23 protein-coding genes are annotated in these 23,258 nt (G+C 64.5%); 2 read left to right on the top strand and 21 right to left on the bottom strand.

Annotated elements, in window-relative coordinates; all coding sequences use genetic code 11:
• Positions 1–9 precede the first annotated feature (9 nt).
• The 21 genes from CKO27_RS12795 to surE form a co-directional block, all read right to left on the bottom strand.
• Positions 10–2,214 carry a chemotaxis protein CheA gene (locus tag CKO27_RS12795; protein ID WP_200375285.1) on the bottom strand — a complete coding sequence of 735 codons (2,205 nt, stop codon included), beginning with the start codon at positions 2,212–2,214 and terminating at the stop codon, positions 10–12.
• On the bottom strand, positions 2,211–2,540 hold the full coding sequence (locus tag CKO27_RS12790; RefSeq protein WP_200375284.1) for an STAS domain-containing protein: 330 nt from the start codon (positions 2,538–2,540) through the stop codon (positions 2,211–2,213). The genes CKO27_RS12795 and CKO27_RS12790 overlap by 4 nt, the downstream gene beginning before the upstream one ends.
• A 41-nt stretch (positions 2,541–2,581) precedes the next feature.
• Positions 2,582–2,950 carry a response regulator gene (locus CKO27_RS12785; protein ID WP_200375283.1) on the bottom strand — a complete coding sequence of 123 codons (369 nt, stop codon included), beginning with the start codon at positions 2,948–2,950 and terminating at the stop codon, positions 2,582–2,584.
• Positions 2,951–2,967: 17 nt separating this feature from the next.
• Positions 2,968–3,648 carry a methyl-accepting chemotaxis protein gene (locus CKO27_RS25295; protein WP_420825831.1) on the bottom strand — a complete coding sequence of 227 codons (681 nt, stop codon included), beginning with the start codon at positions 3,646–3,648 and terminating at the stop codon, positions 2,968–2,970.
• 741 nt (positions 3,649–4,389) lie between these two features.
• Positions 4,390–5,544: a DUF5610 domain-containing protein gene (locus CKO27_RS12775; RefSeq protein ID WP_200375282.1), complete on the bottom strand. Its 1,155-nt coding sequence runs from the start codon at positions 5,542–5,544 to the stop codon at positions 4,390–4,392.
• Between the two features lie 139 nt (positions 5,545–5,683).
• Positions 5,684–5,908, bottom strand: a complete 225-nt coding sequence (locus CKO27_RS12770) for a DUF2835 domain-containing protein (protein ID WP_200375281.1) — start codon at positions 5,906–5,908, stop codon at positions 5,684–5,686.
• Between the two features lie 109 nt (positions 5,909–6,017).
• Entirely contained in the window at positions 6,018–6,311 is a 294-nt protein-coding gene (locus CKO27_RS12765; protein ID WP_200375280.1) for a PilZ domain-containing protein, read from the bottom strand.
• Positions 6,312–6,360: 49 nt separating this feature from the next.
• Positions 6,361–8,016 (bottom strand): methyl-accepting chemotaxis protein, encoded by a 1,656-nt coding sequence (locus tag CKO27_RS12760; RefSeq protein ID WP_200375279.1) that lies wholly within the window; start codon positions 8,014–8,016, stop codon positions 6,361–6,363.
• A 134-nt stretch (positions 8,017–8,150) separates the two neighbouring features.
• Positions 8,151–8,354 (bottom strand): cbb3-type cytochrome oxidase assembly protein CcoS, encoded by a 204-nt coding sequence (ccoS, locus tag CKO27_RS12755; RefSeq protein WP_200375278.1) that lies wholly within the window; start codon positions 8,352–8,354, stop codon positions 8,151–8,153.
• 5 nt (positions 8,355–8,359) lie between these two features.
• Positions 8,360–10,906: a heavy metal translocating P-type ATPase gene (locus CKO27_RS12750; protein ID WP_338116017.1), complete on the bottom strand. Its 2,547-nt coding sequence runs from the start codon at positions 10,904–10,906 to the stop codon at positions 8,360–8,362.
• A gap of 4 nt (positions 10,907–10,910) precedes the next feature.
• Positions 10,911–11,420 (bottom strand): FixH family protein, encoded by a 510-nt coding sequence (locus CKO27_RS12745; RefSeq protein WP_200375277.1) that lies wholly within the window; start codon positions 11,418–11,420, stop codon positions 10,911–10,913.
• Between the two features lie 67 nt (positions 11,421–11,487).
• Complete coding sequence (gene ccoG / locus CKO27_RS12740; RefSeq protein ID WP_200375276.1) at positions 11,488–12,921, bottom strand: cytochrome c oxidase accessory protein CcoG; 1,434 nt, start codon at positions 12,919–12,921, stop codon at positions 11,488–11,490.
• A gap of 432 nt (positions 12,922–13,353) precedes the next feature.
• Entirely contained in the window at positions 13,354–13,500 is a 147-nt protein-coding gene (locus CKO27_RS12735) for a hypothetical protein (RefSeq protein ID WP_200375275.1), read from the bottom strand.
• Positions 13,501–13,563: 63 nt separating this feature from the next.
• The gene (ccoP, locus tag CKO27_RS12730) at positions 13,564–14,460 is read right to left on the bottom strand and encodes a cytochrome-c oxidase, cbb3-type subunit III (RefSeq protein WP_200375274.1); all 897 of its coding nucleotides are present in this window, start codon (positions 14,458–14,460) and stop codon (positions 13,564–13,566) included.
• Positions 14,447–14,665, bottom strand: a complete 219-nt coding sequence (locus tag CKO27_RS12725) for a CcoQ/FixQ family Cbb3-type cytochrome c oxidase assembly chaperone (protein WP_200375273.1) — start codon at positions 14,663–14,665, stop codon at positions 14,447–14,449. The genes ccoP and CKO27_RS12725 overlap by 14 nt, the downstream gene beginning before the upstream one ends.
• Positions 14,658–15,404 (bottom strand): cytochrome-c oxidase, cbb3-type subunit II, encoded by a 747-nt coding sequence (gene ccoO / locus CKO27_RS12720; protein WP_200375272.1) that lies wholly within the window; start codon positions 15,402–15,404, stop codon positions 14,658–14,660. The genes CKO27_RS12725 and ccoO overlap by 8 nt, the downstream gene beginning before the upstream one ends.
• 17 nt (positions 15,405–15,421) lie before the next feature.
• Complete coding sequence (gene ccoN, locus CKO27_RS12715; RefSeq protein WP_200375271.1) at positions 15,422–16,855, bottom strand: cytochrome-c oxidase, cbb3-type subunit I; 1,434 nt, start codon at positions 16,853–16,855, stop codon at positions 15,422–15,424.
• Between the two features lie 239 nt (positions 16,856–17,094).
• Positions 17,095–18,108 (bottom strand): RNA polymerase sigma factor RpoS, encoded by a 1,014-nt coding sequence (rpoS, locus tag CKO27_RS12710; protein WP_200375270.1) that lies wholly within the window; start codon positions 18,106–18,108, stop codon positions 17,095–17,097.
• A gap of 30 nt (positions 18,109–18,138) precedes the next feature.
• Positions 18,139–18,972, bottom strand: a complete 834-nt coding sequence (locus CKO27_RS12705; protein WP_200375269.1) for a peptidoglycan DD-metalloendopeptidase family protein — start codon at positions 18,970–18,972, stop codon at positions 18,139–18,141.
• Between the two features lie 111 nt (positions 18,973–19,083).
• On the bottom strand, positions 19,084–19,755 hold the full coding sequence (locus CKO27_RS12700; RefSeq protein WP_200375298.1) for a protein-L-isoaspartate(D-aspartate) O-methyltransferase: 672 nt from the start codon (positions 19,753–19,755) through the stop codon (positions 19,084–19,086).
• On the bottom strand, positions 19,746–20,495 hold the full coding sequence (gene surE, locus CKO27_RS12695) for a 5'/3'-nucleotidase SurE (RefSeq protein WP_200375268.1): 750 nt from the start codon (positions 20,493–20,495) through the stop codon (positions 19,746–19,748). Before surE ends, CKO27_RS12700 begins: the two co-directional genes overlap by 10 nt.
• A 228-nt stretch (positions 20,496–20,723) precedes the next feature.
• On the opposite strand from surE, the gene CKO27_RS12690 reads away from it, so the two are divergent.
• Both CKO27_RS12690 and CKO27_RS12685 read left to right on the top strand, forming a co-directional pair.
• On the top strand, positions 20,724–21,281 hold the full coding sequence (locus CKO27_RS12690) for a Smr/MutS family protein (RefSeq protein WP_200375267.1): 558 nt from the start codon (positions 20,724–20,726) through the stop codon (positions 21,279–21,281).
• Entirely contained in the window at positions 21,278–23,251 is a 1,974-nt protein-coding gene (locus CKO27_RS12685) for a glycoside hydrolase family 17 protein (protein WP_200375266.1), read from the top strand. The genes CKO27_RS12690 and CKO27_RS12685 overlap by 4 nt, the downstream gene beginning before the upstream one ends.
• Positions 23,252–23,258 lie beyond the last annotated feature (7 nt).

The raw sequence follows: 23,258 nt of genomic DNA, 5'->3' as shown, positions 1-23,258 counted from the left end.
TCAGCGCCATCAGGCGTGGGCGCGACGCTTGTCCGCGATATCCCGGCCACCTTCCGCGATGGCCGCCAACTCAGCGACATCCAGGATCAGGGCGATGTCGCCCGTCCCCAGAATGGTCGCGCCCGCCACCCCGCGCAGCCGCTCGAACAGCTTGCCGAGCGGCTTGATGACCGTCTGTAGCTCGCCGAGCAGGGTGTCCACCACCAAACCGACCTTGTGGTGACCGAAGCGGACCACCACCAGGCTCTCGCGCTGACCCGCGCGATCCCGCCCGGCGCTCTCGAACAGATCGATCAGCCGGATGAAGGGCAGAACCTCGCCACGCAGATTGATGTAGCGCTCGCCATGGCGCTTCACCGCCTCCGCCTCGCTCATCTCCACGCACTCGGCCACCTGCGCGAGCGGGATCACGTACTGGTCCGGCCCGGCCCCGACCAGGAAGCCGTCGATGATGGCCAGCGTTAACGGCAGGACGATGGTGACCTTGGTGCCCACGCCGAGCTGGCTCTCCAGTTCGACCGTGCCGCGCAGCGCCTCGATATTGCGCCGCACCACGTCCATACCCACGCCGCGCCCCGAGAGGTTGGTGGCCTGCTCCTTGGTCGAGAGTCCGGGCGCGAAGATGAGCCGCAGGGTTTCCTCCTGGGTCAGCACCTCCTCGGGCTTGACCAGACCTTTCGCCTCGGCCTTGGCGCGGATGCGCGCGACATCCAGACCCGCGCCGTCGTCGGCGATCTCGATGACGATGTGACCCGAGTCGTGGTAGGCGTTGATATGAACGGTTCCACCGGCTCGCTTGCCCTGGCCCAGTCGCACCTCGGGGGTCTCGATCCCGTGGTCGATGGAATTGCGGATCAGATGGGTGAGCGGGTCCGTCATCTTCTCGACCACCGTCTTGTCGAGTTCGGTCTCGCCACCGGTGATGACCAGCTCGATCTCCTTGCCCAATTCCTGGCTGGCGTCGCGCACCACGCGGCGGAAGCGCGAGAGACTATCGCCGATCGGCACCATGCGCAGTTGCAGGGCGTTGTCGCGGATCTCGGAGACCAGATAGTCGACCCCGTCGACCACATCGCTCATGTCCTCGATGCCCGCGCGCTGGACCATGACGCGGATGGCCGCGCTGCTGGTGACCAGTTCCCCGACCAGATCGATCAGATGGCCGAGCCGCTGGGCATCCACGCGGATATGCTGGGTCTCCTCCTGACGCCGGGCACGCACGGCCTCCTGGGTCTTGACCGCCTGCTCCACCACGGCGGGCTTGATCGAGCCCTGTTCGACCAGGATCTCGCCCAGTCGCCGCTTGCCCTTGGCGGGCGCCGCGTCCGGATCCGGCTCCAGCACGCTTCCCTGCGTCCTCAGGGCGTGGGCGAGTTCGCCCGAGGTTAGGGCGCCGATGCGCACCAGCAGATCGCCGAGCCAGCCGACTTGCTCATCCGGCACCGCCGCGAGCAGATCCAGATACTTGGCCTGCGCCGTATCCGGCTCCAGGATGCGGATCTCGCAGTCCTGATCGGCGAACTCGAAGACGCCCGCGATGGTGGGCTTGTCGGCCTCGCTGCGAAAGGCGATGCCGAAACAGAGATAGCAACTCTCGGGGTCGAAGGCGTCGTCGGCCGTCGGCTCGGCATCGAGCAGGGTCGCGACATGCACCAGATCGCCCAGCGACCCCAGGTAACGCAGAAAGGAGAGCGGATCGATCCCATCGCGGAAGGAGTCGCGATGGAATTTCAAGGTGATCATCCAGAGGTCGCTGGCGACGGGCAGGAACTTGGGATCCGCCACGCCCTCGGAGCCGGCTGGGGCGTCGCTGGCGGGCGGCTGACCGAGCCGCGCCAGGAGCGCCTCCCCGGCCGCGCGCAGCTCGGGATCCAGCGGCGGCTCGTCCGAGCCGGTCTCGTCCCCAATGGCGTCGACCAGCCGGGCGGTGTGGTCGCGGCATTCGAACAGGGTGGCGATCAGCGGCCCGGTCAAGGGAATCAGCCCGGAGCGCACCTGATCCATCAGGGTCTCGACCTGGTGGGTGAAATCGACGACCGAGTTGTAGCCGAATACCCCGCCGGTGCCCTTGATGGTGTGCATGGCGCGGAAGACTTCGTTCAGGGACTCCGGATCCTCGGGATCCTCCTCCAGCGTCAGAAGGGCGTCCTCCATCGACTGGAGCAACTCGGCGACCTCGGCCATGAACGCCTGTCGGGCGCTATCCAGATTCATGCCGAGCCCCCTTCCGCCGAGTGGGCGGAATCGAGACCGAACAGGATCCGCAGATGCAGCAGACCGAGCACCTCGGCCACCGCGTCACTGTAGGCGACGAGGCGAAAACGCGCCTCGCTCGCCTGCGCGACGCGGCGGACCCAGAGCAGGAGCTGCAAACCGGCGCTGTCCATCTCGGACACCCCCGACAGATCCAGGTCGCAGGCCTGGCGCGCGGCCAGATGGGCGCGCAAGCGCGCCAGGGTCTCGGTGGCGGTGTAGATGGTCAGTTCGCCCTCGTGGACGAACCGATCATCGGCACTCGTGCTCTCTCGTTCCGGCTTCATCGCAACGGCACCCTCTCGGTTGGCTCATGGGCTCGGTCGGGTTATGGGAGCACCAGCTTGGATACGGCATCCAAGAGCATGGGCGGCTGGAACGGCTTGACCAGCCAGGCCTTGGCGCCAGCGTCCCGCGCGGCCTGTTTCTTCTCGGGCTGACTCTCGGTGGTCAGCATCATGATGGGCGTGAACTTGTAATTCGGGTGCTTTTTCACCTCTCGCACCAGGGTGATGCCGTCCATGTTGGGCATGTTCACATCGCTGACGATGAGGTGGATCTTCTGGCCCGTAAGCTTCGCGAGCGCGTCGCGCCCGTCGCAGGCCTCGAGAACATCGTATCCGGCACCCTTGAGCGCGATCGTCACCACGCTCCGGAACGACGCCGAATCGTCGATCACCATGATGGTCTTCGCCATGCCAAACTCCGTTTCGTCTAAAAAAATGTCAGCTCGGAGGCCGCCGATTCTACCCTCGCCGCCCCTCCGGTGGTGTGCAGATCACGCTCCTCGATGGTGCTGTAGGAGGCCAGCATCTGGGCCAGCAGGCCGTCGATCTCCAGGATATCCAACTCCTGCTGGGTCAGATCGTGCTTGGAGGTCGCCAGCAGCCGCTCGCTCAGGTGTTCGAGTCCCTCGCAAACGTGCGCGAGAACCTGACTGGTCCGATCCTGGAATTGAAGATCCACCAGCGAGGCCCCGACCCGCGACCGAATACTCTCGCTGAGATGACGCAGGCGCTGGGCATCCTCGTTGAGCGACTCGGTGGTTTGCCGCAGTCGACTCATGACGGCCTCCACCTTGTGCTCGGATGATTTCACCAAGGAATCCGCGCTGCTCATGGACGCCTTCACCATGCTCTGGGTCTGGGCCAGCGAGCGGGCCAGTTCCTCCACCTTGACGCTGATTCGCGCCCCGGTCGCGGCCGAGGAGCCGGCCAGCTTGCGCACCTCGTCGGCGACCACGGCGAAGCCGCGACCCTGCTCGCCCGCGCGAGCGGCCTCGATCGCGGCATTGAGCGCCAGCAGATTGATCTGCTCCGCGACCGAGCGAACGTCCTGGGCCATGCGTTGCATCTCGCCGCCGAAGCCAGCCAGGCGCTCGACCTGTTCGCTCATGGCCAGCTCGCGATGCAGGATGCTTTCGAAATCGCCGATCACCTCGGTCAGTTTCGCCTGACTTTCCTGGAATTGCCCGACGATGACGTGATCCTGGAGGTCGCCCGCCTGGGTGGCCGCGATGACCTGCTCCAGGTCCATGACCAGTTCGCTGAAGGAGCCCGCCAGATGGGTGACGCTCTGCTCGGTGAGTTGGCGGGAATGCTCGATGTGACGGACGAAGATGGGGAAGAGTTCGATGCCCAGCCGCTCGAAGGCACGCTCCCAGACGTTCAACTGACGGGATTTGTTGTCCAGATGCGACTGGAATTCGGCGCGGGTGGCGGCGATCGCGGCCTTCAGCATCCGATGCTGGTGGTACTCGATGAACAACGCGAACGACAGGAGCGCGGCGGCGAGCAACCAGGCGAGCGGCGAGGCGTGATCCATCACCAGGACGGAACCCGCCGCGAATACCCCCAATAGAATGGTTTTCCAGGGTTTCCCGACGAAGGACGAGATCGAACGCATGGCTTGGTTGGACACCAGCTTCTCCTTATTCACCAACCGAACGCGGGAAACGAGGCTCGATGCGACATCCAGGTGATGCCCCGAGCCGAAACCAAGCCCGGCGACTCGCCAATGGCGGGAGCACCCGGTCGTTTCCCGTAAAAGCGATGGCGACTACCTCGTAGTGCCACCGGCACGGATCCTAAGCCAACTCGCCCCGGCGTGAATACCGGGCTGAACCAGGATAGCGTCTTATTTTTCCACTTCGAGCGAACTCAGCAACCGCTCAAAGTTCTTCTTATAGAGCGTCTGCTGCTCCTCCGACGCATCCTTGAAGCGACTGTCCTGCTGGACCAGACCCTTCATGATATTACTCGCTTCCTTGCCAGCCTGGTCCAGGAAACCCAGCTCCGGTTTCTCGAAGCTATCGCGGAGTTCACGCATCATATGACCCAGACGGCGGCCGGATCTGGCCTGCTCAGGCTCTTCCAGACGCTGCGTCCCTTCATAGATCTTGGCCGCGCTGAACTGTTCGGACCGGCTCATGCGCAGATTCATCGACGCGAGTTGGGATCCGTCGAAGGCGACATCGGAGACCTTCTCGAACGCCTTCTGGACATCGCCGCTGAAGAAGTCGTTGGCGACCTTCCCGACATCGCGCACCAGATTCTGAATCGCGTCGATCTCATCCACGCTGAGATCGCCTTCCACGCTGAACGCATACTGGCTGCTTTCCGAGCGACTGAGATCCATGACCGCCGCTCGATTGCCCTCGCCGTCGCTGGACACCGCGAAACTGCCCTGCGCGTCCAGATTCCGGCTGAAGCTCACGCGGACTTTGTCGCCGTCGCGCGTCGTCAGGTTCAGCTCGAAATCCTCGGCCTTCTGATAACGTTGAGCGACCGCCATCCCGGTCATGGCGGTTGTTTCGGTCACGCCTTCCCCGCTCTGGCTTGGCGACAACCCGGCCAATGCCTCGAAGGTCGCCTTCTCGGTCGCCTCCACCTGCTCGGCGACGGGTCCATCCAGGAGCTTGAGGTTGGAGAGAATCTCCTTGGCCTCCTTGAACCCCTGCTCCACGCCCTTCACCGCGCTGTCATAGAGCGCCTGAACCTCCTCCTCGGACTTGCCGCTCGCGCGGGCATTCTCCAGCCCCATGGCAACGAACTGGCCGATCCGCCCGGCGACCTTATCTGGCGTGTATTCTGCCGGATCGAGCGCCTTCAAGGATGAGGACTCCATCCCAGGAATCTCGCGCGCCAAGGCGTTCAGCGCCTTCTCCTGAAGACTGGACAACGCCGTCTGGCTGGGGTTCTGGCCGACCGTGGTTCCCTGGCTCCAGCTTTGACTGGTGGATTTCAGGGTGAAACGGCTGGATACGAGCGAGAGTTGCGATTCGATGGACATGCGGGTTGCTCCGAGGGCGGTGGGCACGCCCTGGTTAACGGCGAACCGGCGGTTTCCTTGAGCCGATCGGGCGAATCCTCGCCCGAGCCGCCGAGGCCCCGCGCCAAAACCCAACGCCCGTGCCACGGGCCTGGCCCGTCTACGGCGTCTGTCGTTCGAGCGAGATCAAACGGTGGTCCTGATCGACCGTCAGACAGAAGCGACCCTTGACGCCCGCGCTGGTGACGAAGGGACGCAGATTGGCGGCCGGGATCGACAGGCTGCGCGCGTCATGGGCGCGTACCAGCACCCGCCTGGCGGAGCCCTGGTAGTAGCGAAGATACTCGCTGGCCGAGATATCCAGACTGAAATAGAAGCGCTGCATGGATGGTTGGGCGGACGAAGCAAGGCCCGACCGGGCCTTGGACAATGGTGATGGAGCCACGGGACGCGTGGCCAATGGCTCGTTCGGGAGGCTGTTCCCGGATCGCGCCTCAGTCCTTCTGGTCGAGGAATCGCACCCCCACCAGCCGCCCCTGGTCGCTCTGTGTCACGCGCACGACCAGCGCGGCGCGGCGCAGCGGTTCGATCCGGTCGCTTGGGCTGCGCACCAGGATCTCCAGTTCCTCGTCCAGCTCGATTCGCGGATCGGAGTGGAAGGCGCAGCCGGAAGCACTCAAATCGACCAGATCGGCCTTCAGCACATCCCCGGAGGTCAGTCGGGTGATGGTCACGTCCGTTTCGGCTATCAGACGTTTGAAATCGCGGCGTTCGTCATCGACTAACATTGAGTTTTACCCCCTGCGGAAGGCTGTCGCAAAGCGACATTCCAATTGATCATATCCGGAATCGGCCGGTCGTATCTTGCAGGTTCGCCGCGAGTTTCGCCAGTTCCGCGCTGGCGGCGGTTACTTGCCGCGACCCACCTGAGATCTGGTTCACACCCTGGGCCATGGATTGGATGTTGCGGTTGATCTCCTCCGCCACGGCCGATTGCTCCTCGGCGGCGCTCGCGATCTGGGTGTTCATGTCGTTGATTCGGGCAATGGCGACGGCGATCGCCCGGAGCGACTCGCCCGCCCGCCGCGCCTGGGCCACGCCATCGCGGGCCTTGATCTGGCCCTGCTCCATGACCGCGACCGCGCCGATGGAACCCGTCTGGACACGCTCGATCTTGCCCTGGATGTCCTGAATCGAGTCCTGGGTGCGGCTGGCGAGCGTGCGCACCTCGTCGGCGACCACGGCGAATCCGCGCCCCTGCTCGCCCGCTCGCGCCGCCTCGATCGCGGCGTTCAAGGCCAGCAGATTGGTCTGCGCCGCCACGGCGCGAATGACGTCGAGCACCGCGCCGATCTCGCGGCTGTCCTCCGAGAGTCGGCCGATGAAGCCACCAGCGGTTTCGACCTCGCTGGCCAGGCTCTCGATCGCCAGGATGGTCTGTTCCACCACCAGGGCGCCGGCATCGGCCTCGCGGTCCGTCTCCTGGGCGGCGCGCGCGGCGTCTGCGGCGTGGCGCGCGACCTCCTCGACCGTCGCCGTCATTTCATGGATGGCGGTCGCCACCTGATCGGTCTCGGACAATTGATGCCGGACCTGTTCGCTGGTCTCACCGCTGGTGACCGACAGCTCCTCGGCCGCCGACGCCAGATGCGCGGAGACGCCCGCGACCTCCCTCACCATTCCATGGATCCGATCGACGATGAGATCGAAGGTTCGGGCCAGATCCGCCAGCTCATTGCGACCCTCCACCCCAAGTCGCTGACTCAGATCGCCCTCGCCTTCCGCGATCTCCTTGAGCCGCCCGGTGACTTGCCGGATCGGCCGGGTGATCATCCGCGACAGCCCATAGACACCGACGACCCCGAGCACCATCACCAGCGACAGGGCCAATCCCATGCGCCGGAGCAGATCGCCCATGCCGGCCGACTGGATGGCGTCGGCGCGAACCCGCGATATCCCGAGGCCGTAGGCGCCGATCACCTGACCGGACTCATCGAGCAGGGACTCATAGGCGGTCAGATGCGGCTCGCCCAGCACATCGGATTCGCCCACATAGCGCTCACCCCGAATCAGTGGCGCATGGGCCGCGCTGGACTCCCCGAGCCGGGTGCCGAGCTGACGCTGCCCGTCCTTGTCGCGCACGCTGGTCGAGATCCGGACGAATTCACCACCGTCGCGGCTGAACAGACTGAACACCAGCCCCAGATCCTGACTGATGGCGTCGACCACCTCGAACCGACCCTCGACCGCCTCGCCCTTCGCATCCACCAGGCGGCCGTCGCGCGACAAGAAGCGACCGTGGATACGCTCGATGTAGAGCTTGGTGGCGCGCAGATCCCCATCCGCCTTCATGAGCAAGGTCTGATCGACCAGGCTCCGCGCCATGCTGGACGCGGTGAGATAGGCGATGAGAACGAGCAGCGTCCCGATCAGCAAGACACCGGGCATCGCAACGACCATGAGCCGGGTGCGGATGGTGAGATTCTTCCACATGCGAGCGTTCCTTGATCCACGAAGAAAGAGAGGGTCAGCCTAGACTGGAAATATCGGCAGGGTGCAGTGAAGGATGAGCGGAAGTTAGATGCCGTGACCGCCATCAAGCGTTGAGAATGCGGCACGGGTCAACATCAACCGTTACGGTCGCCAGGATCCTCGTCCGGATCGGCGTCCGGCAGGCGTCTGGGATCGATCTCGTCCTCGTCGAGCAGGATGCGCTGGCCGTCGCCGTCCAGGTCGTCGAACTGGCCGCTGCGCGCGGCCCAGAAGAGCACGGCGACCGCCGCGAGCCCCAGGACCAGCATGCCGGGAATCAGGCCATAGATGACGTCCATGATGCTTAGCGGGCTCCTGGGAATGACTTGAAGGAAGCGCCGATGCGGGCCGAGTTGCCGATGACGGCCAGGCTGCTCAGGGGCATGGAGATGGCGGCGATCAGGGGTGTGATGAATCCGGCCATGGCCAGCGGCACCATGATGAGATTGTAGAGAATGGAGAGGGCGATGTTCTGGCGGATGGTTCGCAGCGTGCGCCGCGATAGTTCGGCGGCCTCCAGCACCCGCTCCAGTTCGCTCGACATGAGCACGATGTCGGCGCTGGCGATGGAGATGTCGGTCCCGCTCCCCATGGCGATGCCGACAGCGGCGCGCACCAGGGCCGGGGCGTCGTTGACGCCATCGCCGACCATGGCGATGGGCTCGCCCTGGCGCTGGAGATCATCGATGACGCGATCCTTGCCCTCGGGCAACACCTCGGCGATCAGGTCGACATCGCCGATCTGACGCGCGATGCGCTCGGCGGCCTCGCGCCGGTCCCCGGTGAGCAGGGTGACGCGAATCCCCTGTCGACGCAGACGCGCGATGACCGAGGCCGCGCCCGGCCGCAACCGATCCTCCAGGCCCAGTCGCATCACCAGGCGACCATCGAGCGCGCAGCAGACCTGGCTCGTCGGATCCGGATCCTCGGATGCCGAAGCGTCCGTCTCCCCAGCCCAATCCGGGATGCCATCGAGGATCAGCCAATCGCGGCTGCCGATGACCAGACGCCGCCCCTCGACTTGTCCCTTGATCCCCATTCCTGGGACCACTTCGACGGCTTGCGCCTCGATGCCGGACGGATCGATCCCGGCGCGCGCGCAGAGGTCCAGCAGAGCGAGCGCCGCCGGATGCTCGGAAAGACGCTCCAGGGCGGCGAAGCGCCTCAGATCCGCGCGATGTTCCGGCGTCAGGTTCGCGCCATCCGTCTCGATCGGCCACCACGGACCCGAAGCGTCGCGCAGGGCCATGACCGCCGGACGCCCCTCGGTGAGGGTGCCGGTCTTGTCGAAGACCAGGTGGCGGATCGCCGAGAGCCGTTCCAGCACGGCCCCGTTCTTGATGAGGATGCCCCGCGCGGCGCCGACCCCGGAGGCGACCGCGACCGCCATGGGCGTGGCCATGCCGAAGGCGCAGGGACAGGTGATGATAAGCACGGCGGTCGCGGCGGTGAGCGCCAGTTCGATATCGACGCGGAACCAGAGGGAAAAGGTCAGGGCCGCCAGCCCCAGGGTCGCGCCCACGAACCAGGGCACGATCCGATCGGCCAGACGCTGGATGGGGGCGCGGCTGGACTGGGCCTCCTCGACCAGCCGGATGATGCGCCCGAGCGTCGTCTCGCGCAGCAAGGCGGCGGCGCGGACCTTGAGTACACCAGCCCCGTTGATGGTTCCGGCCGAGACCCGATCGCCGGTCCGCTTGGCGATCTGGCGCGACTCGCCGGTCAACATGGACTCGTCGACCCCGCTCCGTCCGTCCATCACCTCGCCGTCCACCGGGATGCGTTCACCGGGGCGCACTAGCACCCAGTCGCCAAGAATGAGCGAGCGGATCGGGACCAGCCGCTCCCCGCCATCCTCGATCCGGGTCGCCACCTTGGGCTGGAGATCGAGCAGACGCTGGGTCGCGGCCACCGCGCGCCGCCGCGAGATCGCTTCCAGATAACGCCCGACCAGGATGACGAAGAGGAAGTTGACGACCGTGTCCCAGTAGACCGCGCCGATGTCCGACCCGCCCAGGGTCACGTACAGGGAGTAGCCATAGGTGGTGGTCACGCCGATGGCGATCGGCAGGTCCATGCTCAGATGACCGGAGCGCAGCCCCGACCAGGCCCCCTTGAAGAAGGGCGCGCCCGAGTACAGCAGGGTCGGGGTGGCCAACAGCCAGCCGATCCAATGGAAAAGATCGCGGAACTCCCCCCGATCCGCGCCGCTGTAAAGCGCGATGGAGATCCACATGAGATTCATCATCGCGAATCCGGCCCAGGCAAGCCGAAACAGCAGGTCACGATTCTCGCGGCCGATGGCGCCCTCGGCGGAATCCGGATCGAAGGGGGTCGCGGCGTAACCCAGATCGGCGAGACGGCGCAGGATGCGCGAGAGTTTGAGCCGGCCGTTATCCCAGCGCACGCGCAACCGGCGGCCGGTGAGATTGACCCGCGCCTCCTCGACGCCGGGTAGGGTTTGCAGTCCCTTCTCGATCAGCCAGACACAGGCGGCGCAGTGGATGCCTTCGACCAGCAGGTTGATCTCGCGGCCTTCGCCGGCGATGTCGGTGAATTCCTCCTGCACCGCGTCGAGGTCGAAGATGGCCAGATCCCTGGGCGGCTCGGGGGGCGGCCCAAGCACCTCGCCCTCGGGCGTGCGCCGGTAGAAGCCCTCCAGACCCGCGGCATGGATGGCCTCGCAGACCGCTTGGCAGCCGGTGCAGCAGAAGCCTCGCTCACAACCCTGGATGACGGCCGTCTCGGGGGCCGAGGCCGAGACCGGCAGTCCGCAGTGAAAACAGCGGAGCGCCTCTTGGGATTCGGCGGTCGGATGGTGCCCGATCGCAAGCGTCTCGGCGCCAGGCACGGATTCAGTCGCGACCCACGCTGACCCGCTCGCCGAGGCTGAGTTCCTCCTCGCCGGAGCGCACGGCGATCAGGGTGTCCCAGACGCCGACCAGGGGAAAGGCCAGCTTGACGACATAACGCCCGCGATCCTCTCGGGTCATGGGCCGGGAGAAGTCGTGTCCGGCGTCGGAAGGACGATAGGCGTGGAAGGTGACCGAATCCGGATCGACCGGCTGACCCACGCGATCGACGAGCACGATCCGGATGGTGTCGGGGGCGTCGACCGTGAGCGGCTTGGGGATGTCCGAGCGCATGGTCCAGTTTGGAGCGCGGGCCTGGCGCGAGACGAGCGTCTGCTCGTAGTCCTGGCCACGCTCGTAATAATCGGCGTTGACCAATCCGGGACTGGTCGAGAAGGCGAGATAGACCATGAGGACGTTCACGAGGAGAACGGTCGAGAGCAGGGCGAGCCAGCCAAGCACCCAGGGGCTGCGCAAGGCGGGCGTGGGGGTTGCGTGGGTTTCGGAAGTCATTTCTGTTGATCCACATGAGGCGCCGATCCAGATAGGCGCGGACTTTAGGCTGTTTCCCGGAAATCGCCTATTTCGGGGGTCCGATGAAGACACTTTCACGCTCGGTCGCGACGGGATCGCCGGATGAGCGCTCGGCCTCCACCCGGAAGACGATGGGTTGCTGTTCGGCCGCGAGCAGCCGGCGGGGGATGCGCACGAACACCACCGCTGGGGTCACGCCGCCCGGCGCGGTCTCGATCGGCTCCTCGGCGCCGGCCAGTCGGATCTGGTCGTGACCCGAGACACGGATGGTCACGGACAGTATGTCGGGCGTCTTATTGAGAATTTTCAAGGTGTATTTGTTCTGGATCGAGCCGTCGCTTTGCAGAACGAAGAGTGGCGCCCGTTCGTGCAGCACCTTGAGTTCCATCGGGGCCAGGGACGTCAGTCCGTAGACGATTCCACCCAAGGCCAGGGCGAGAATGGCCGAATAGACCCAGACCCGCGGCCGTAACAGCAGGGTCTTGGTCGGAAGGCCCTCCAGTTCGTCCAGAGAGGCATAGCGAATCAGGCCGCGCGGACGCCCGACCTTATCCATCACCTGGTCGCAGGCGTCGAGGCAGAGGGCGCAGGTGATGCAGCCTTCCTGCTGACCGCGCCGGATGTCGATTCCGGTCGGGCAAACCGCGACGCACTGATTGCAGTCGACACAGTCCCCGTTGGCACGCTCGGCGGTTGCCTCGTCGCGCCTGACACGTCCGCGCGGCTCGCCGCGCTTCTCGTCATAGGTGGGGACGATGGTGGTCTTGTCCAGCATCACGCCCTGGATCCGCGCGTAGGGACAGAGCCAAAAGCAGGTTTGCTCGCGCAGAAACCCGGCCAGCACATAGGTTCCGGCCGCGAACAGGGCGACCGTCGCATAGGCCACGCTGTTGGCTTGACCGATGAAGAAGGTGCTCCAGAGGGTCGGGGCATCCGTGAACCAGGCGACGAAGCTGAATCCGGTGAGGAATCCAATGAGGATCCAGAGGGCATGTTTCGTCACCTTGACCCGCGCCTTGGCCAGGGTCAGGGGCGCCTGATCGAGCTTGCGACGAGCAGCCGGTGGTCCTTCGAGCCGCTCCTCGATCCAGGTGAAGACATCCGTCCAGACCGTCTGAAAGCAGAAAAAGCCGCACCAGACGCGACCGACCAGGGCCGTCATGACCGCCAGCAGGATCGCGAAGAAAAGCAGCAAGAGCGACAGCATCCAGAAATCCTGGGGCAGCACGGTCGCCGAGAAGATGTGGTACTTGCGATTCGGGATATCGAAGAGAACGGCCTGTTGCCCGTCCCAGCGCAGGTAGGGTCCGAGGAAATAGACAAGCCAGACGGAGGCCAGCAGCCATTTGATGGTGCGCCAGCGTCCGGGGAGCCGTTTGGCATGGATGGTCTGACCGCCGGTATTGAGGTGCCAGTCCTCGGACTCCGCGTAGAGGGCGTCCACGGCGGACAACGGGGCTATGTCAGGATTCGTCTTCAAGTTGACCTTCTCCACTGCGGGGTCAATGGTGTCGTCGAGATGGTTGCATCGGATGGGCAAGCAACCCCATGGATCCAAAATTATCGATCCTCAAGCGCGGGATTGAACGGCGGCGCGGGTTGCCAAGGGAGGAGAGCGAAGAGTCCATGGACGGATATCCCTGACCGGCCCGGTGACCGAGGCGGCGAGGATATCCAGGAACCTTGATGGCGAACGGAATTGGAGCCGCCCAGTCGCGGGCGTTTCGGCAGCCACGGAATAAACCGAAGGGATCGACGCAATCCCCCTGAATCAACAGGGCTTCCCGGCTCCGAAGGGCCGATCACCCTGTCGATCCTGAAAATTCCGTCGAGGTTGCCAGCGGCCGACGCCAGGCGAGGGATCGGAACCAAGAACACCCCCTGTCGGCACGCCGTCACACCGCGCTGGAGGCTAGGATCCGTCCTCGTTCGACCGCGCGTCGCGATTCATGAGTCGCACGACCTTGAATCCCAGAAAGACGATGATGCCGATGGCGATCAGAACCATCGCGATCGACATCAGGGTCACGAGATCCCAGGTGAGAAAGAAACCGGTCATGGCTTGGCTCTCCCAAACTCCATTGATTGACTGACGCGACGGTCGACCCCAGACCCGTCCGGTCTAGCGACCGCCACCGAGGGAGTGAACGTAGACCACGAGCTTCTTGATTTCCTGCTCGCTGAGCTTGCCGGCCTCCGCGAACGCCGGCATCACCGCGCCTCTCGACTCCGGAACCCCGGACTGATTCACCCCGTACAGGATGGTGTGCCTAGCGCTCTCGTAGCCGCCTGGCTCGAAACGCCAGATTCCATCCGTCAGGTTGGCGGCACCCACGGTGACGACATCGCCGTTCGGAAGCGCGACCAGTATGCCGTTCGCCTCCTGGCCGTGGCAGGCGGTGCAGCCCTTGCTCTTGAAGAGCGTCCAGCCCTCGTCGCTTCCGCCCTGACCGGCGGTCTCGCTCATCTGGACGACCCAGTTGGCGAGCGTATCCACCTCGGTCTCGGTCAGAATGGTCTGGTGGGGCGTCATAGCGCCCTGGCGACCGCCCGTGATGGACTCGGTGATCTTGGCCGTGCCGCCGCCATAGAGCCAGTCGTCATCGGCCAGGACCGGATAACCGGGATTCCCCTGACCGCCGCTGCCGTGACAGGCCGAGCAGTTGTCGCCAAACAGCACCTTGGCCGAGGCGAGCGTGTATTGAGTGAGACCAGGATCGGCCAGGATCTCGTTGGCGCTCATGCCGCGAATCCGATCCTCGAACTTGGCCCGTTTGGACTCGACCTGCTCCATGCCTTTCTCGTATTCCTTCATCTGGGTCCAGCCCAGGACGCCCTGGGTCGGCTCCTGCCCGACCGGCCAGGTCGGATACAGCAGGGAGTAGCCGATCACGAAAAGGATGGAGGCCCAGAAACCCATCATCCACCAGCGTGGCGGGGGGTTTTTCAACTCGCGCAGATTGTCGTCCCAGACATGACCGGTGTTGTTCTCACCGGGGAAGGGATTATTTTCCGCCATCGCTGTCTCCGAATCTGTCGTCGTCGTCCTCATCGAACGGGATGTGTTTCCTGGCTTCGAACCGTTCCCGATTCTTGGGACGAAAGACCTGGAAGTAGGCCACGATCATCAGCAGGAAGATGACGACGGTGAGAATGGTTCCAATCCAGTCCGTGGCCGTCATCGCCTGCCAGTCGGTCTCGAAATATTCGAGCAAACTATTCACGGTAAGCCTTGGCGTCATCGAGCGCGACCATGGTTCCGAGCACCTGCAGATAGGCCACCAGGGCGTCCATCTCGGTCTTGCCCTCGGCGAGCGCCGGGGCGGCCTCGATATCGGCGTCCGAATAGGGAGTGCCGACGACCCGCAGACCCTTCATATGGCGGCTGAGCTTCTTGCCGTTGAGATAGGACTCCTCGAGCCAGGGGTAGCCCGGCATGACCGACTCGGGCACCAGGGCGCGCGGCGCGCGCAAATGCTGACGCTGCCACTCGTCGGAGTATTTGCCGCCTACCCGCGCCAGGTCGGGTCCGGTGCGCTTGGATCCCCATTGGAAGGGATGGTCGAACATGGATTCCGAGGCCAGCGAATAATGACCGTAGCGCTCCTTCTCGTCGCGGAAGGGGCGGATCATCTGCGAATGACAGAGATAGCAGCCCTCGCGCTGATAGACATCGCGACCGGCCAGCTCGACGGCGGTATAGGGACGCACCCCATCCCCAGGCTTCCAGTTCCACTGCTCCTTGCCGGCCTGATCAATGGCGACGATGGGTTCCTTACCGGCCTTCTCCCAGACGATCTCGGGAAATTGATTGTGCTCCATGGTGTTCTTCATGAAGAAGAGAGGCACGATCTCCACCAGCCCGCCCACCGACAGCACCAGGGCGGTCACGATCAGCAACCCCCAGATGTTGATCTCCAGCCATTCCTGGAAGCTCTTGGGTTTGGTCTTTTTCTCGGACATCTTTTTTACCCCTGGCTTCAAGCGACGGCCGGAAGGGCGCGCGCCTTGGCCAGGCTGCCCTCGACGACGGATTTACGGACGGTCATGAGCACGTTGAACAGCATCACGACGGCGCCAAGCAGGAAGATCATGCCGCCGATCGCCCGCATGGCGTAGTAGGGATGCATGGCGTCGACCGATTCCACGAAGGTATAGGCCAGGGTGCCGTACTCGTCGTAGGCCCGCCACATGAGACCCTGCATGATGCCCGAGACCCACATGGCCACGATGTAGATGACGGTGCCGATGGTCGCGGTCCAGAAGTGGAAGTTGATCAGACGCTCCGAGAACATCTCGGTGTGATAGAGGCGCGTCATCAGGTGGTAGATGGAACCGATGGAGACGCCAGCAACCCAGCCCAAGGCCCCCGAATGCACATGACCGATGGTCCAGTCCGTATAGTGCGAGAGTGCGTTGACGGTCTTGAGCGCCATCACCGGCCCCTCGAAGGTCGACATGGCGTAGAAGGCCAGGGCAATGATCAGGAAGCGCAGCACATAGTCGGTGCGCAGCCGGTCCCAGGCACCCGAAAGGGTCATCATGCCGTTCACCGCGCCGCCCCAGGAAGGGATGATCATGGCGATCGAGACGGCGGCGCCGAGCGATCCGGTCCAGTCGGGCAGGGCCGTATATTGCAAATGGTGCGCGCCGAGCCAGACATAGCCAAACATCAGCGCCCAGAAATGAATGACGGACAGACGGTAGGAATAGATCGGGCGCCCGGCCTGCTTGGGAACGAAGTAGTACATGATCCCCAGGAAGCCCGCCGTCAGATAGAAGCCGACCGCGTTATGCCCCCACCACCACTGGATCATGGCGTCCTGCACCCCGGAGAAGATGGAGTAGGACTTGAAGAGCCCGACCGGGATCGCGAGGCTGTTCACCACATGCAGATAGACGATCATGATCATCATGCCGAGAAAGAACCAGTTCGACACGTAGATGTGCGAGCTCTTGCGGATCGCGATGGTCATGATGAAGTTGATGGTGAAGGAGAGCCAGACGACCGCGATCAGGATGTCGATCGGCCATTCCAGCTCGGCGTATTCCTTGGACTGGGTAAGGCCGAAGGGCAGGGTCAGCACCGCCAGGACGATGACAGCGTTCCAGCCCCAGAAGGTGAAACGGGCCATCCTGTCGCTCCACAGCCGCACGCCGCAGGTCCGCTGGACCGTGTAGAAGGCCGTGGCCATCAGTGTGCAGCCGCCGAAGGCGAAGATGACGGCGTTGGTGTGCAGGGGGCGCAAACGCCCGAAGGAAATGTAAGGGCTATCGAAATTCAGGAACGGCCAGGCCAGTTCCGATGCGATATAAACCCCGACGGACGCGCCCACCACCAGGTAGACGACGGCCATGATCGTGAACCAGCGTACAATATCGAGATTGTACTTCTGCTCCAGACTGGTTTGCATAGACCCTCCCCAAGAACATCGGGAAACAGCATGAGGTTACGAGGCACTCCAGCCTGGGACTCGATGCCTCGATCCCGGGGCGTCGCGCGGCTCATAACAATGGATCGCGCACCGAAAGTCAACACACACTGGGGCAAATGGCGATTAGAGGCGCGGCATAGGCCACGGTGACCAGACGTCCAGGGACGGAAATCGAATTCCCCTAACAAATTTACTGAATTGAACGAGGTGAAAAACGCTTACTTGAAGAAGGAATCGACGGAAAACCCTTCCTTTTCGAGGATATCTCGAAGCCGTCGAAGTGCGTCCATCTGGATCTGACGTACACGTTCACGGGTAACCCCAAGCTCCTGGGCCACACTCTCCAGGGTCGAGTTCTCGTACCCATGCAGACCGAAGCGGCGCTCGACCACCTCGCGCTGTTTCTCGTTGAGCTTCCCCAGCCAGTGCTCGAGATTGCTCTGGATATCGTCGTCCTGTATCCGGTCGCTGGGGTCGCCGGCCGCCTCGTCATGCAGCATGTCGACCAGCGGCTTGTCGGCGTCCTTGCTGTAGGGCGTATCCACGGAGGCGATCCGCTCATTGAGGCCGAGCATGCGCTTGACATCGCCGATGGGCTTGTCGAGCAGGTTGGCGATGTCCTCGGAGGTCGGCTCGTGGTCGAGGCGTTGGGCCAGCTTGCGCGAGGCCTTGAGATAGACGTTGATTTCCTTGACGACATGAATCGGGAGCCGCACGGTGCGGGTTTGATTCATGATGGCGCGCTCGATGGTCTGGCGGATCCACCAGGTCGCATAGGTGGAGAAGCGGAAGCCGCGCTCCGGATCGAATTTCTCCACCGCCCGGATCAACCCGAGATTGCCTTCCTCGATCAGGTCCAGCAGGGGCAGACCCCGATTCAGATAGCGCCGCGCGATCTTCACCACCAGACGAAGATTGCTCACGATCATGCGCTGACGAGAGGCATTGTCGCCCGCCTGCGCCAGGCGGGCGTAATAAACCTCCTCCTCGGCGCTCAGGAGTTTGGATTCACCGATTTCGTTGAGATAGAGGCGCGTGGCGTCGAAATCGCCATCGCCGGAGCTGAACCGCTCGCTGGACGCCTCGGGTGCTTCGCTCTCCGGAACCTCGCGGTCTTCCCTGTAGGGCTCCTCGGATTCGATCGAATCGCAATCCTCGCTCATCAGCACGAGCGATTCGCTATCGACTTCGGGCGAGTTCTCGTTGGCCTCGCTGTCTTTGGCGGTTGGCATCCACATCTCCCTCCGGCGCGCCTGATGGATTTAGTTTCGCTTGGGCAGATAGAGCATCGGATCGACGGCCAGGCCATCGCGGCGAACCTCGAAGTGCAGGAGATAGGCTCCATCCGCGCCCTGCCCGACTTCCGCCACCACCTGACCGCGCTTCACGCGCTCGCCTTCCGCGACCAACAGCCGGCGGTTAAAGCCATACGCGCTCAAATATTTGTCATTGTGCTTGACGATGATAAGGTTCCCGTATCCCTTGAGTCCACTGCCGCTGTAGACGACCTGGCCATCCGCCGAGGATCTGACATGCTCGCCCGCGCGGGCGCCGATACGCAGGCCCTGGCGCGTTCGGTCGCCATCCCGGAAGGTCCGGACCAGGGGTCCGGTCAGCGGCCATTCCCACTCCAGGCCCGATGATCCCCGACGACTGCCGGATCCATCGACGGGCGCCGCCCGACGGCCAGGTTTTCTCGTCGCGGTCGCGACGGGTGACTGCCGGGCAGGTTTGCGAGCCACCCTCGGCTTGTCCCCGAGCGCCGCCGGCGGAGTCAGCCGGCGCGCGGTACGGACCGGCGGCGAGCCATCCGGCGGCGCGATTCGCAGCAGGGTATCGGCGTAGATCCGGTAGGGCGGTTTCAGCCGATTCCAGTGCGCGAGTTGGCTCAAACCGATCCCAAGTCGTTCCGCGACCTGGCCGAGACTGTCGCCGCCGCGTACCAGGTAATAGCCGTCGGGGACTGGCCCCGACCAACTCCAGCCGAGGACAGGGGCCGGCGGCTGAGTCGAGCAACCGCCGATCAGGGTCGCCATCAACATCGTCAGAGCGAACAGTCGCAGCGCGATCCGGCCCCTGGCGGCGGCGCCCGGCATACATGGGGTTCCCAGGGGTCGGAACAAGATCATGGCGCCATGGGGCCGGGGAGCATCAAGGTACGCGCCGTTCGAACCGCGCCCCCTCGCTTCGCGGAAATCATCGCCGGATCAGGAAACCCCCGTCAGCAGCGGCACGAAACTCACCGACTCCAGAACCTCTTGCTCGAAGCCATGCTCGAGTCGGACCACCCGCACCAGTTGGTGCCGGGCACCCTCGCCGACGGGCAACACCATCACCCCTCCCGTCGCGAGTTGCTCGGCCAGCAGTCGCGGTACGCCACGTGGCGCCGCGGTCACGATGATGCCCTGATAAGGCGCGTATTCATGCCAGCCCAAGGCACCGTCGCCATGTCGAAAACGGATATTGCGCTTCTTGATCAAGCTCAGCCGGCGCTGGGCGCGCTCGAACAGCTCGCGCACGCGCTCCACGCTGTAGACACGGCGGACCAGGGAGGCCAGGACGGCGGTCTGGAAACCCGAGCCGGTGCCGATCTCCAGTACCGTGTCCGGTCGCGCATACTCGAGCAGGGCCTGGGTCATGCGGGCCACCGTGTAGGGCTGGGAAATGGTCTGCCCATGGCCGATCGGGAGCGCCGAATCCTCGTAGGCCCGGCTCGCCAGGGCTTCATCGACGAACAGATGGCGCGGCAATTCACGCATCACCCGCAGCACGTCGGGCGAGTCGATACCGGCCTCCATCAGACGCTGAACCAGACGCTCGCGCGTGCGCCTGGAGGTCATCCCGATCCCTGGGTCGAGCCCGTCCATCGTCAATGGCATGTAGCTAGCCAGCACCCAAGCGAATCCAGCGCGGTATGTCGGGTCAGATCGACCTGAAGCGGCGTGATGGAAACGAAGCCCTCGCGGATCGCGTCGAAATCCGTACCCGGTCCGGCATCCTGCTCCGGCCCCGCCGGTCCGACCCAGTAAATGGGGTGACCTCGGGGATCCAGGGACTGGATCACCGGCTCCGCCTTATGCCGGTGACCCAGGCGCGTCGCCTTGAAACCCCTGAGATCCTCGTAGGGCCGGTCGGGTACATTCACGTTCAGGATGATGCTGGGCTCCAGCGAATCCTCGCGCAGTTTGGCGACCAACTGGACGGCCACGCGAGCCGCCGCGTCCAGATGCCGCGGCTCGTGCGCGGCGATGGACACCGCGATCGAGGGCAGACCCAGGAAGCGCCCCTCGGTCGCCGCGGCGACGGTTCCCGAATAGAGCACGTCATCGCCGAGGTTGGGTCCGTGATTGATGCCGGCGACCACGATGTCCGGGTCGATCAGGGACAGACCCGTGAGGGCGAGGTGCACGCAATCGGTCGGCGTTCCATCGACCCGAATGAACCCGTTGGCCATGCGCTTGGCTCGCAGCGGCACGTCCAGTGTCAGTGAATTGCTGGCGCCGCTGCGATCGCGCTCGGGGGCGACGACCACCACTTCGCCCAAGCGTCCGAGGGCCTCGGCGAGCGCGATCAAGCCCGGGGATTGATAGCCATCGTCGTTGCTGACCAGGATTTTCATCACTTCCTCGCTGTCTGACGGCCATCGCGACCGAGGCTCCGGGCCGGGCGAACCGCCCGATTCGGAAACCCTTCGGGTCGGCGCCTGCTCGCGGACTTCGCTCGCTCCAGGACACCAAGACCTGGGATCATACCCCACGGGGGCGGGGTCCGGCATCCCGGCGTCCGCGCCCCTTGATGACTGTTATACTCGCGCCAGGATCGCGCCCCCAACCGCCTCAGGTCGCACATGAAGAAACAACTCCAAGAAGCCGATCTTGAATTGTTTCGCGAGCAGGTCCAGGATGCCGAGCCGCTGCCATTCGAGGGTTCCGAGCCCTTCCGTTCCAGACCTCCGCCCTTTCCGCGCCCCAGACCCATCGAGCCCCCGGAAACCGGCGGATCGGTCACCCTGTCGGAGTCCGAGGTCGAGACTCAGGACTTCCTCCTGTTCTCCCGACCAGGCGTCCAGCGGCGCGTGATCGCGGATCTTCAGCGCGGAGCCTTTCCGATCGGACTGGAGGTCGATCTGCACGGACTCCATGCCGAGCACGCCCGCCAGATCCTCGCCGAGTTCCTCGCGGAATGCGCCCATCGCCATGTGCGCTGCGCGCGCATCATTCACGGCAAGGGGTTTGGGTCCGAGGGGAGACCGCCGGTCCTCAAACAGAAGGTCAACTACTGGCTGCGTCTCTATGACCAGGTGCTCGCCTTCTGCTCGGCGACCCGCCGCGACGGCGGCACGGGCGCGGTCTATGTGCTGCTGCGCAATCCGAACAAGGCCGCCAGGTCGGGAGCGCGCTCATGAAGGCTAGGCGCCGGCGCCTGGCGCTCGCGGCCTGGGTTGGACTCGCCGGCCTGGGCGACCAGGCCGCGAGCGCACCGATCCTGGGGCTCGCCTATCAACCCTATGTGGGCCAGTGGAGCCAATCGCCGGACAACCCCCATGCCCCCGGTCGGTTCCATGTCCCAGCCTTCAACACTTACGTCGGTGGGATCGACCTGGAGCATCCCGCGCGCTCGCTCCTGGTGGCCCGTCAGACGATCCGCCTGGGATTCGATCGCGGAGGCCGGCTGGAGACAGTCGAGGCCAGCGGAGCCCTGTCGTTTCAACCCGACGCCCTGCGCGACGCCGGCCCCGAGCCATGGAGCCACGCCCATTTCAGATTTTTCGAGGGGCGGACGGCCCTGCCGGCGAGCCTCATCCATCACGCGGCCTCGGTCTACCGTCAGCTCGACCATCTCAGGGAAGCGGCCGGCGGCGCGCCACTGACCTTGACGACCTATGGAACAGGCTTCCAGGCCGGCTACTGGCGGAGCGTCGACGGACACCCATACGCGACCCTGCCGGTGTGGACGGATGCTCAGGTTGTATATGCACATGGCGATGGATCGACGCCCACCCGGACCCAGGCGATCGAGGAGGTCTATTTCTATTTTCCGCCCACGGCGGCCTACGTCAGACCGGCCCCGGATCAGATCCAGGTCGAAACGACCGGCCGGCCCGGCCGCGATCTGAAACTGGTCGCGGTCCATCAAACCCTGTTCGAGCCGGCGCGCAAGACCGATCCCGAGGCCCGCCTCAACCCCGGATTCTTCGCCGGGGACGCCAACGCCCAGATCGCCCTCGCCGCCGCAGAGATCAATGCCCACGCCGGCCAGCCGCTCCTGACAATCAAGCTGGGCGTGGATAATCTGGTCGTGGACGGCACGCTGATCAACGACCGGATGCGCTTCTCCATCCTCTCCGCCCTGGCCCAGGCGCAAGTCGCCAACGGCCGCTTTCCAGGCACGGTCACCCATCTCGTCCTCTCGAACGAATACGCCCAGCCGCCGACCACGCCGGATGCCGCAAACACCTCGACCGAACAGATCACCGCGATGATCCGCTACGCCAAGGCCCGGATGCGTCCGGATGGCGAGTTCGCCGGTCTGAATCTGCTTGTCGGCGCGCGCGGGCACCGCTTCCGCGCGGTCGACGCGACCTCGACCGACCCAGGGATCCGTCGGTTCAGCCAGGACGTGGCCGCCCTGGTGGCGGAGGCGGATTTCCTGATGGAGAATATCTACCCCAGTCCGGAGGCCGTCGAATCCGCGCGTCAACGCGGTGACTGGAATGTCTTCCTCAAGCCGGAAACCGGTGAGCTGGACATCCAGTGGCGCCGCTTTCGGCAAGTGATCGGCGGCCTCGCCGGAAACAAAAGGATCGAGCTGATGATTGGCGAGATCGGCCACCCGACCAACGGTATCGCCTTCAATCTACCCGGCTATGTCGAGGGCGATGCCCAGCCGAGTCCCAATTCCGCGTTCGCCGAGGTCGCCGACGCCCTGGAAGCGAATGGCCCCGGCATCGCCCAGGGGGGGATCGATGTCTTTCAGCGTTACTTCAACGAACGCCTGGCAAGCGCCTTCGTCCGTGACGCCGTCGCCTGGTCGGTTCGCACGGGCGTTCAGATCCACCTCTTCGAAGCCTTCGACGAGCCATGGAAATTCAGACCCGACATCCCGCCGGGCCAGACGCCGGGGCGATCCAGGCTCCATCGATCCGGACCCTATGGGGCGGAGGGCTTCTACGGCCTCTTCGGCTACACGGGCGTATCCAATTTCCGGCACGACCAGGGATCGCCGGATCGCCTGCGTCCCGGCTCGAAACTGACGAATCCATTGCCGCCCGGATGGAACTGGGCGGGACCGTTCGACGGACGCTTCCACGCCAAGTCATCCAGACTCGATTTCGCCGGACTGGCGCGCTCCTTCGAACCCCTCACCCCGCCGTGATACCATC

Origin of the sequence: Thiocystis violacea, from assembly GCF_016583575.1 — a bacterium.
Classification (GTDB): domain Bacteria; phylum Pseudomonadota; class Gammaproteobacteria; order Chromatiales; family Chromatiaceae; genus Thiocystis; species Thiocystis violacea.
The sequence above is the reverse complement of the archived record's forward strand: the minus strand, read 5'-3'. Positions and strand labels throughout refer to the sequence as shown.

Excerpts from the sequence above, each read along its gene's own strand:
- CKO27_RS12785 (WP_200375283.1), bottom strand. The coding sequence starts at position 2,950 with ATGGCGAAGACCATCATGGTGATCGACGATTCGGCGTCGTTCCGGAGC.
- rpoS (WP_200375270.1), bottom strand. The coding sequence starts at position 18,108 with ATGCCAACCGCCAAAGACAGCGAGGCCAACGAGAACTCGCCCGAAGTC.
- ccoN (WP_200375271.1), bottom strand. The coding sequence starts at position 16,855 with ATGCAAACCAGTCTGGAGCAGAAGTACAATCTCGATATTGTACGCTGG.
- ccoS (WP_200375278.1), bottom strand. The coding sequence starts at position 8,354 with ATGGACGTCATCTATGGCCTGATTCCCGGCATGCTGGTCCTGGGGCTC.
- CKO27_RS12775 (WP_200375282.1), bottom strand. The coding sequence starts at position 5,544 with ATGTCCATCGAATCGCAACTCTCGCTCGTATCCAGCCGTTTCACCCTG.
- CKO27_RS25295 (WP_420825831.1), bottom strand. The coding sequence starts at position 3,648 with ATGAGCGAACAGGTCGAGCGCCTGGCTGGCTTCGGCGGCGAGATGCAA.
- CKO27_RS12705 (WP_200375269.1), bottom strand. The coding sequence starts at position 18,972 with ATGCCGGGCGCCGCCGCCAGGGGCCGGATCGCGCTGCGACTGTTCGCT.
- CKO27_RS12770 (WP_200375281.1), bottom strand. The coding sequence starts at position 5,908 with ATGCAGCGCTTCTATTTCAGTCTGGATATCTCGGCCAGCGAGTATCTT.
- CKO27_RS12700 (WP_200375298.1), bottom strand. The coding sequence starts at position 19,755 with ATGCCATTGACGATGGACGGGCTCGACCCAGGGATCGGGATGACCTCC.
- CKO27_RS12690 (WP_200375267.1), top strand. The coding sequence starts at position 20,724 with ATGAAGAAACAACTCCAAGAAGCCGATCTTGAATTGTTTCGCGAGCAG.
- CKO27_RS12760 (WP_200375279.1), bottom strand. The coding sequence starts at position 8,016 with ATGTGGAAGAATCTCACCATCCGCACCCGGCTCATGGTCGTTGCGATG.
- CKO27_RS12790 (WP_200375284.1), bottom strand. The coding sequence starts at position 2,540 with ATGAAGCCGGAACGAGAGAGCACGAGTGCCGATGATCGGTTCGTCCAC.
- CKO27_RS12795 (WP_200375285.1), bottom strand. The coding sequence starts at position 2,214 with ATGAATCTGGATAGCGCCCGACAGGCGTTCATGGCCGAGGTCGCCGAG.
- ccoO (WP_200375272.1), bottom strand. The coding sequence starts at position 15,404 with ATGTCCGAGAAAAAGACCAAACCCAAGAGCTTCCAGGAATGGCTGGAG.
- ccoP (WP_200375274.1), bottom strand. The coding sequence starts at position 14,460 with ATGGCGGAAAATAATCCCTTCCCCGGTGAGAACAACACCGGTCATGTC.
- CKO27_RS12735 (WP_200375275.1), bottom strand. The coding sequence starts at position 13,500 with ATGACCGGTTTCTTTCTCACCTGGGATCTCGTGACCCTGATGTCGATC.
- CKO27_RS12745 (WP_200375277.1), bottom strand. The coding sequence starts at position 11,420 with ATGACTTCCGAAACCCACGCAACCCCCACGCCCGCCTTGCGCAGCCCC.
- surE (WP_200375268.1), bottom strand. The coding sequence starts at position 20,495 with ATGAAAATCCTGGTCAGCAACGACGATGGCTATCAATCCCCGGGCTTG.
- CKO27_RS12765 (WP_200375280.1), bottom strand. The coding sequence starts at position 6,311 with ATGTTAGTCGATGACGAACGCCGCGATTTCAAACGTCTGATAGCCGAA.
- CKO27_RS12685 (WP_200375266.1), top strand. The coding sequence starts at position 21,278 with ATGAAGGCTAGGCGCCGGCGCCTGGCGCTCGCGGCCTGGGTTGGACTC.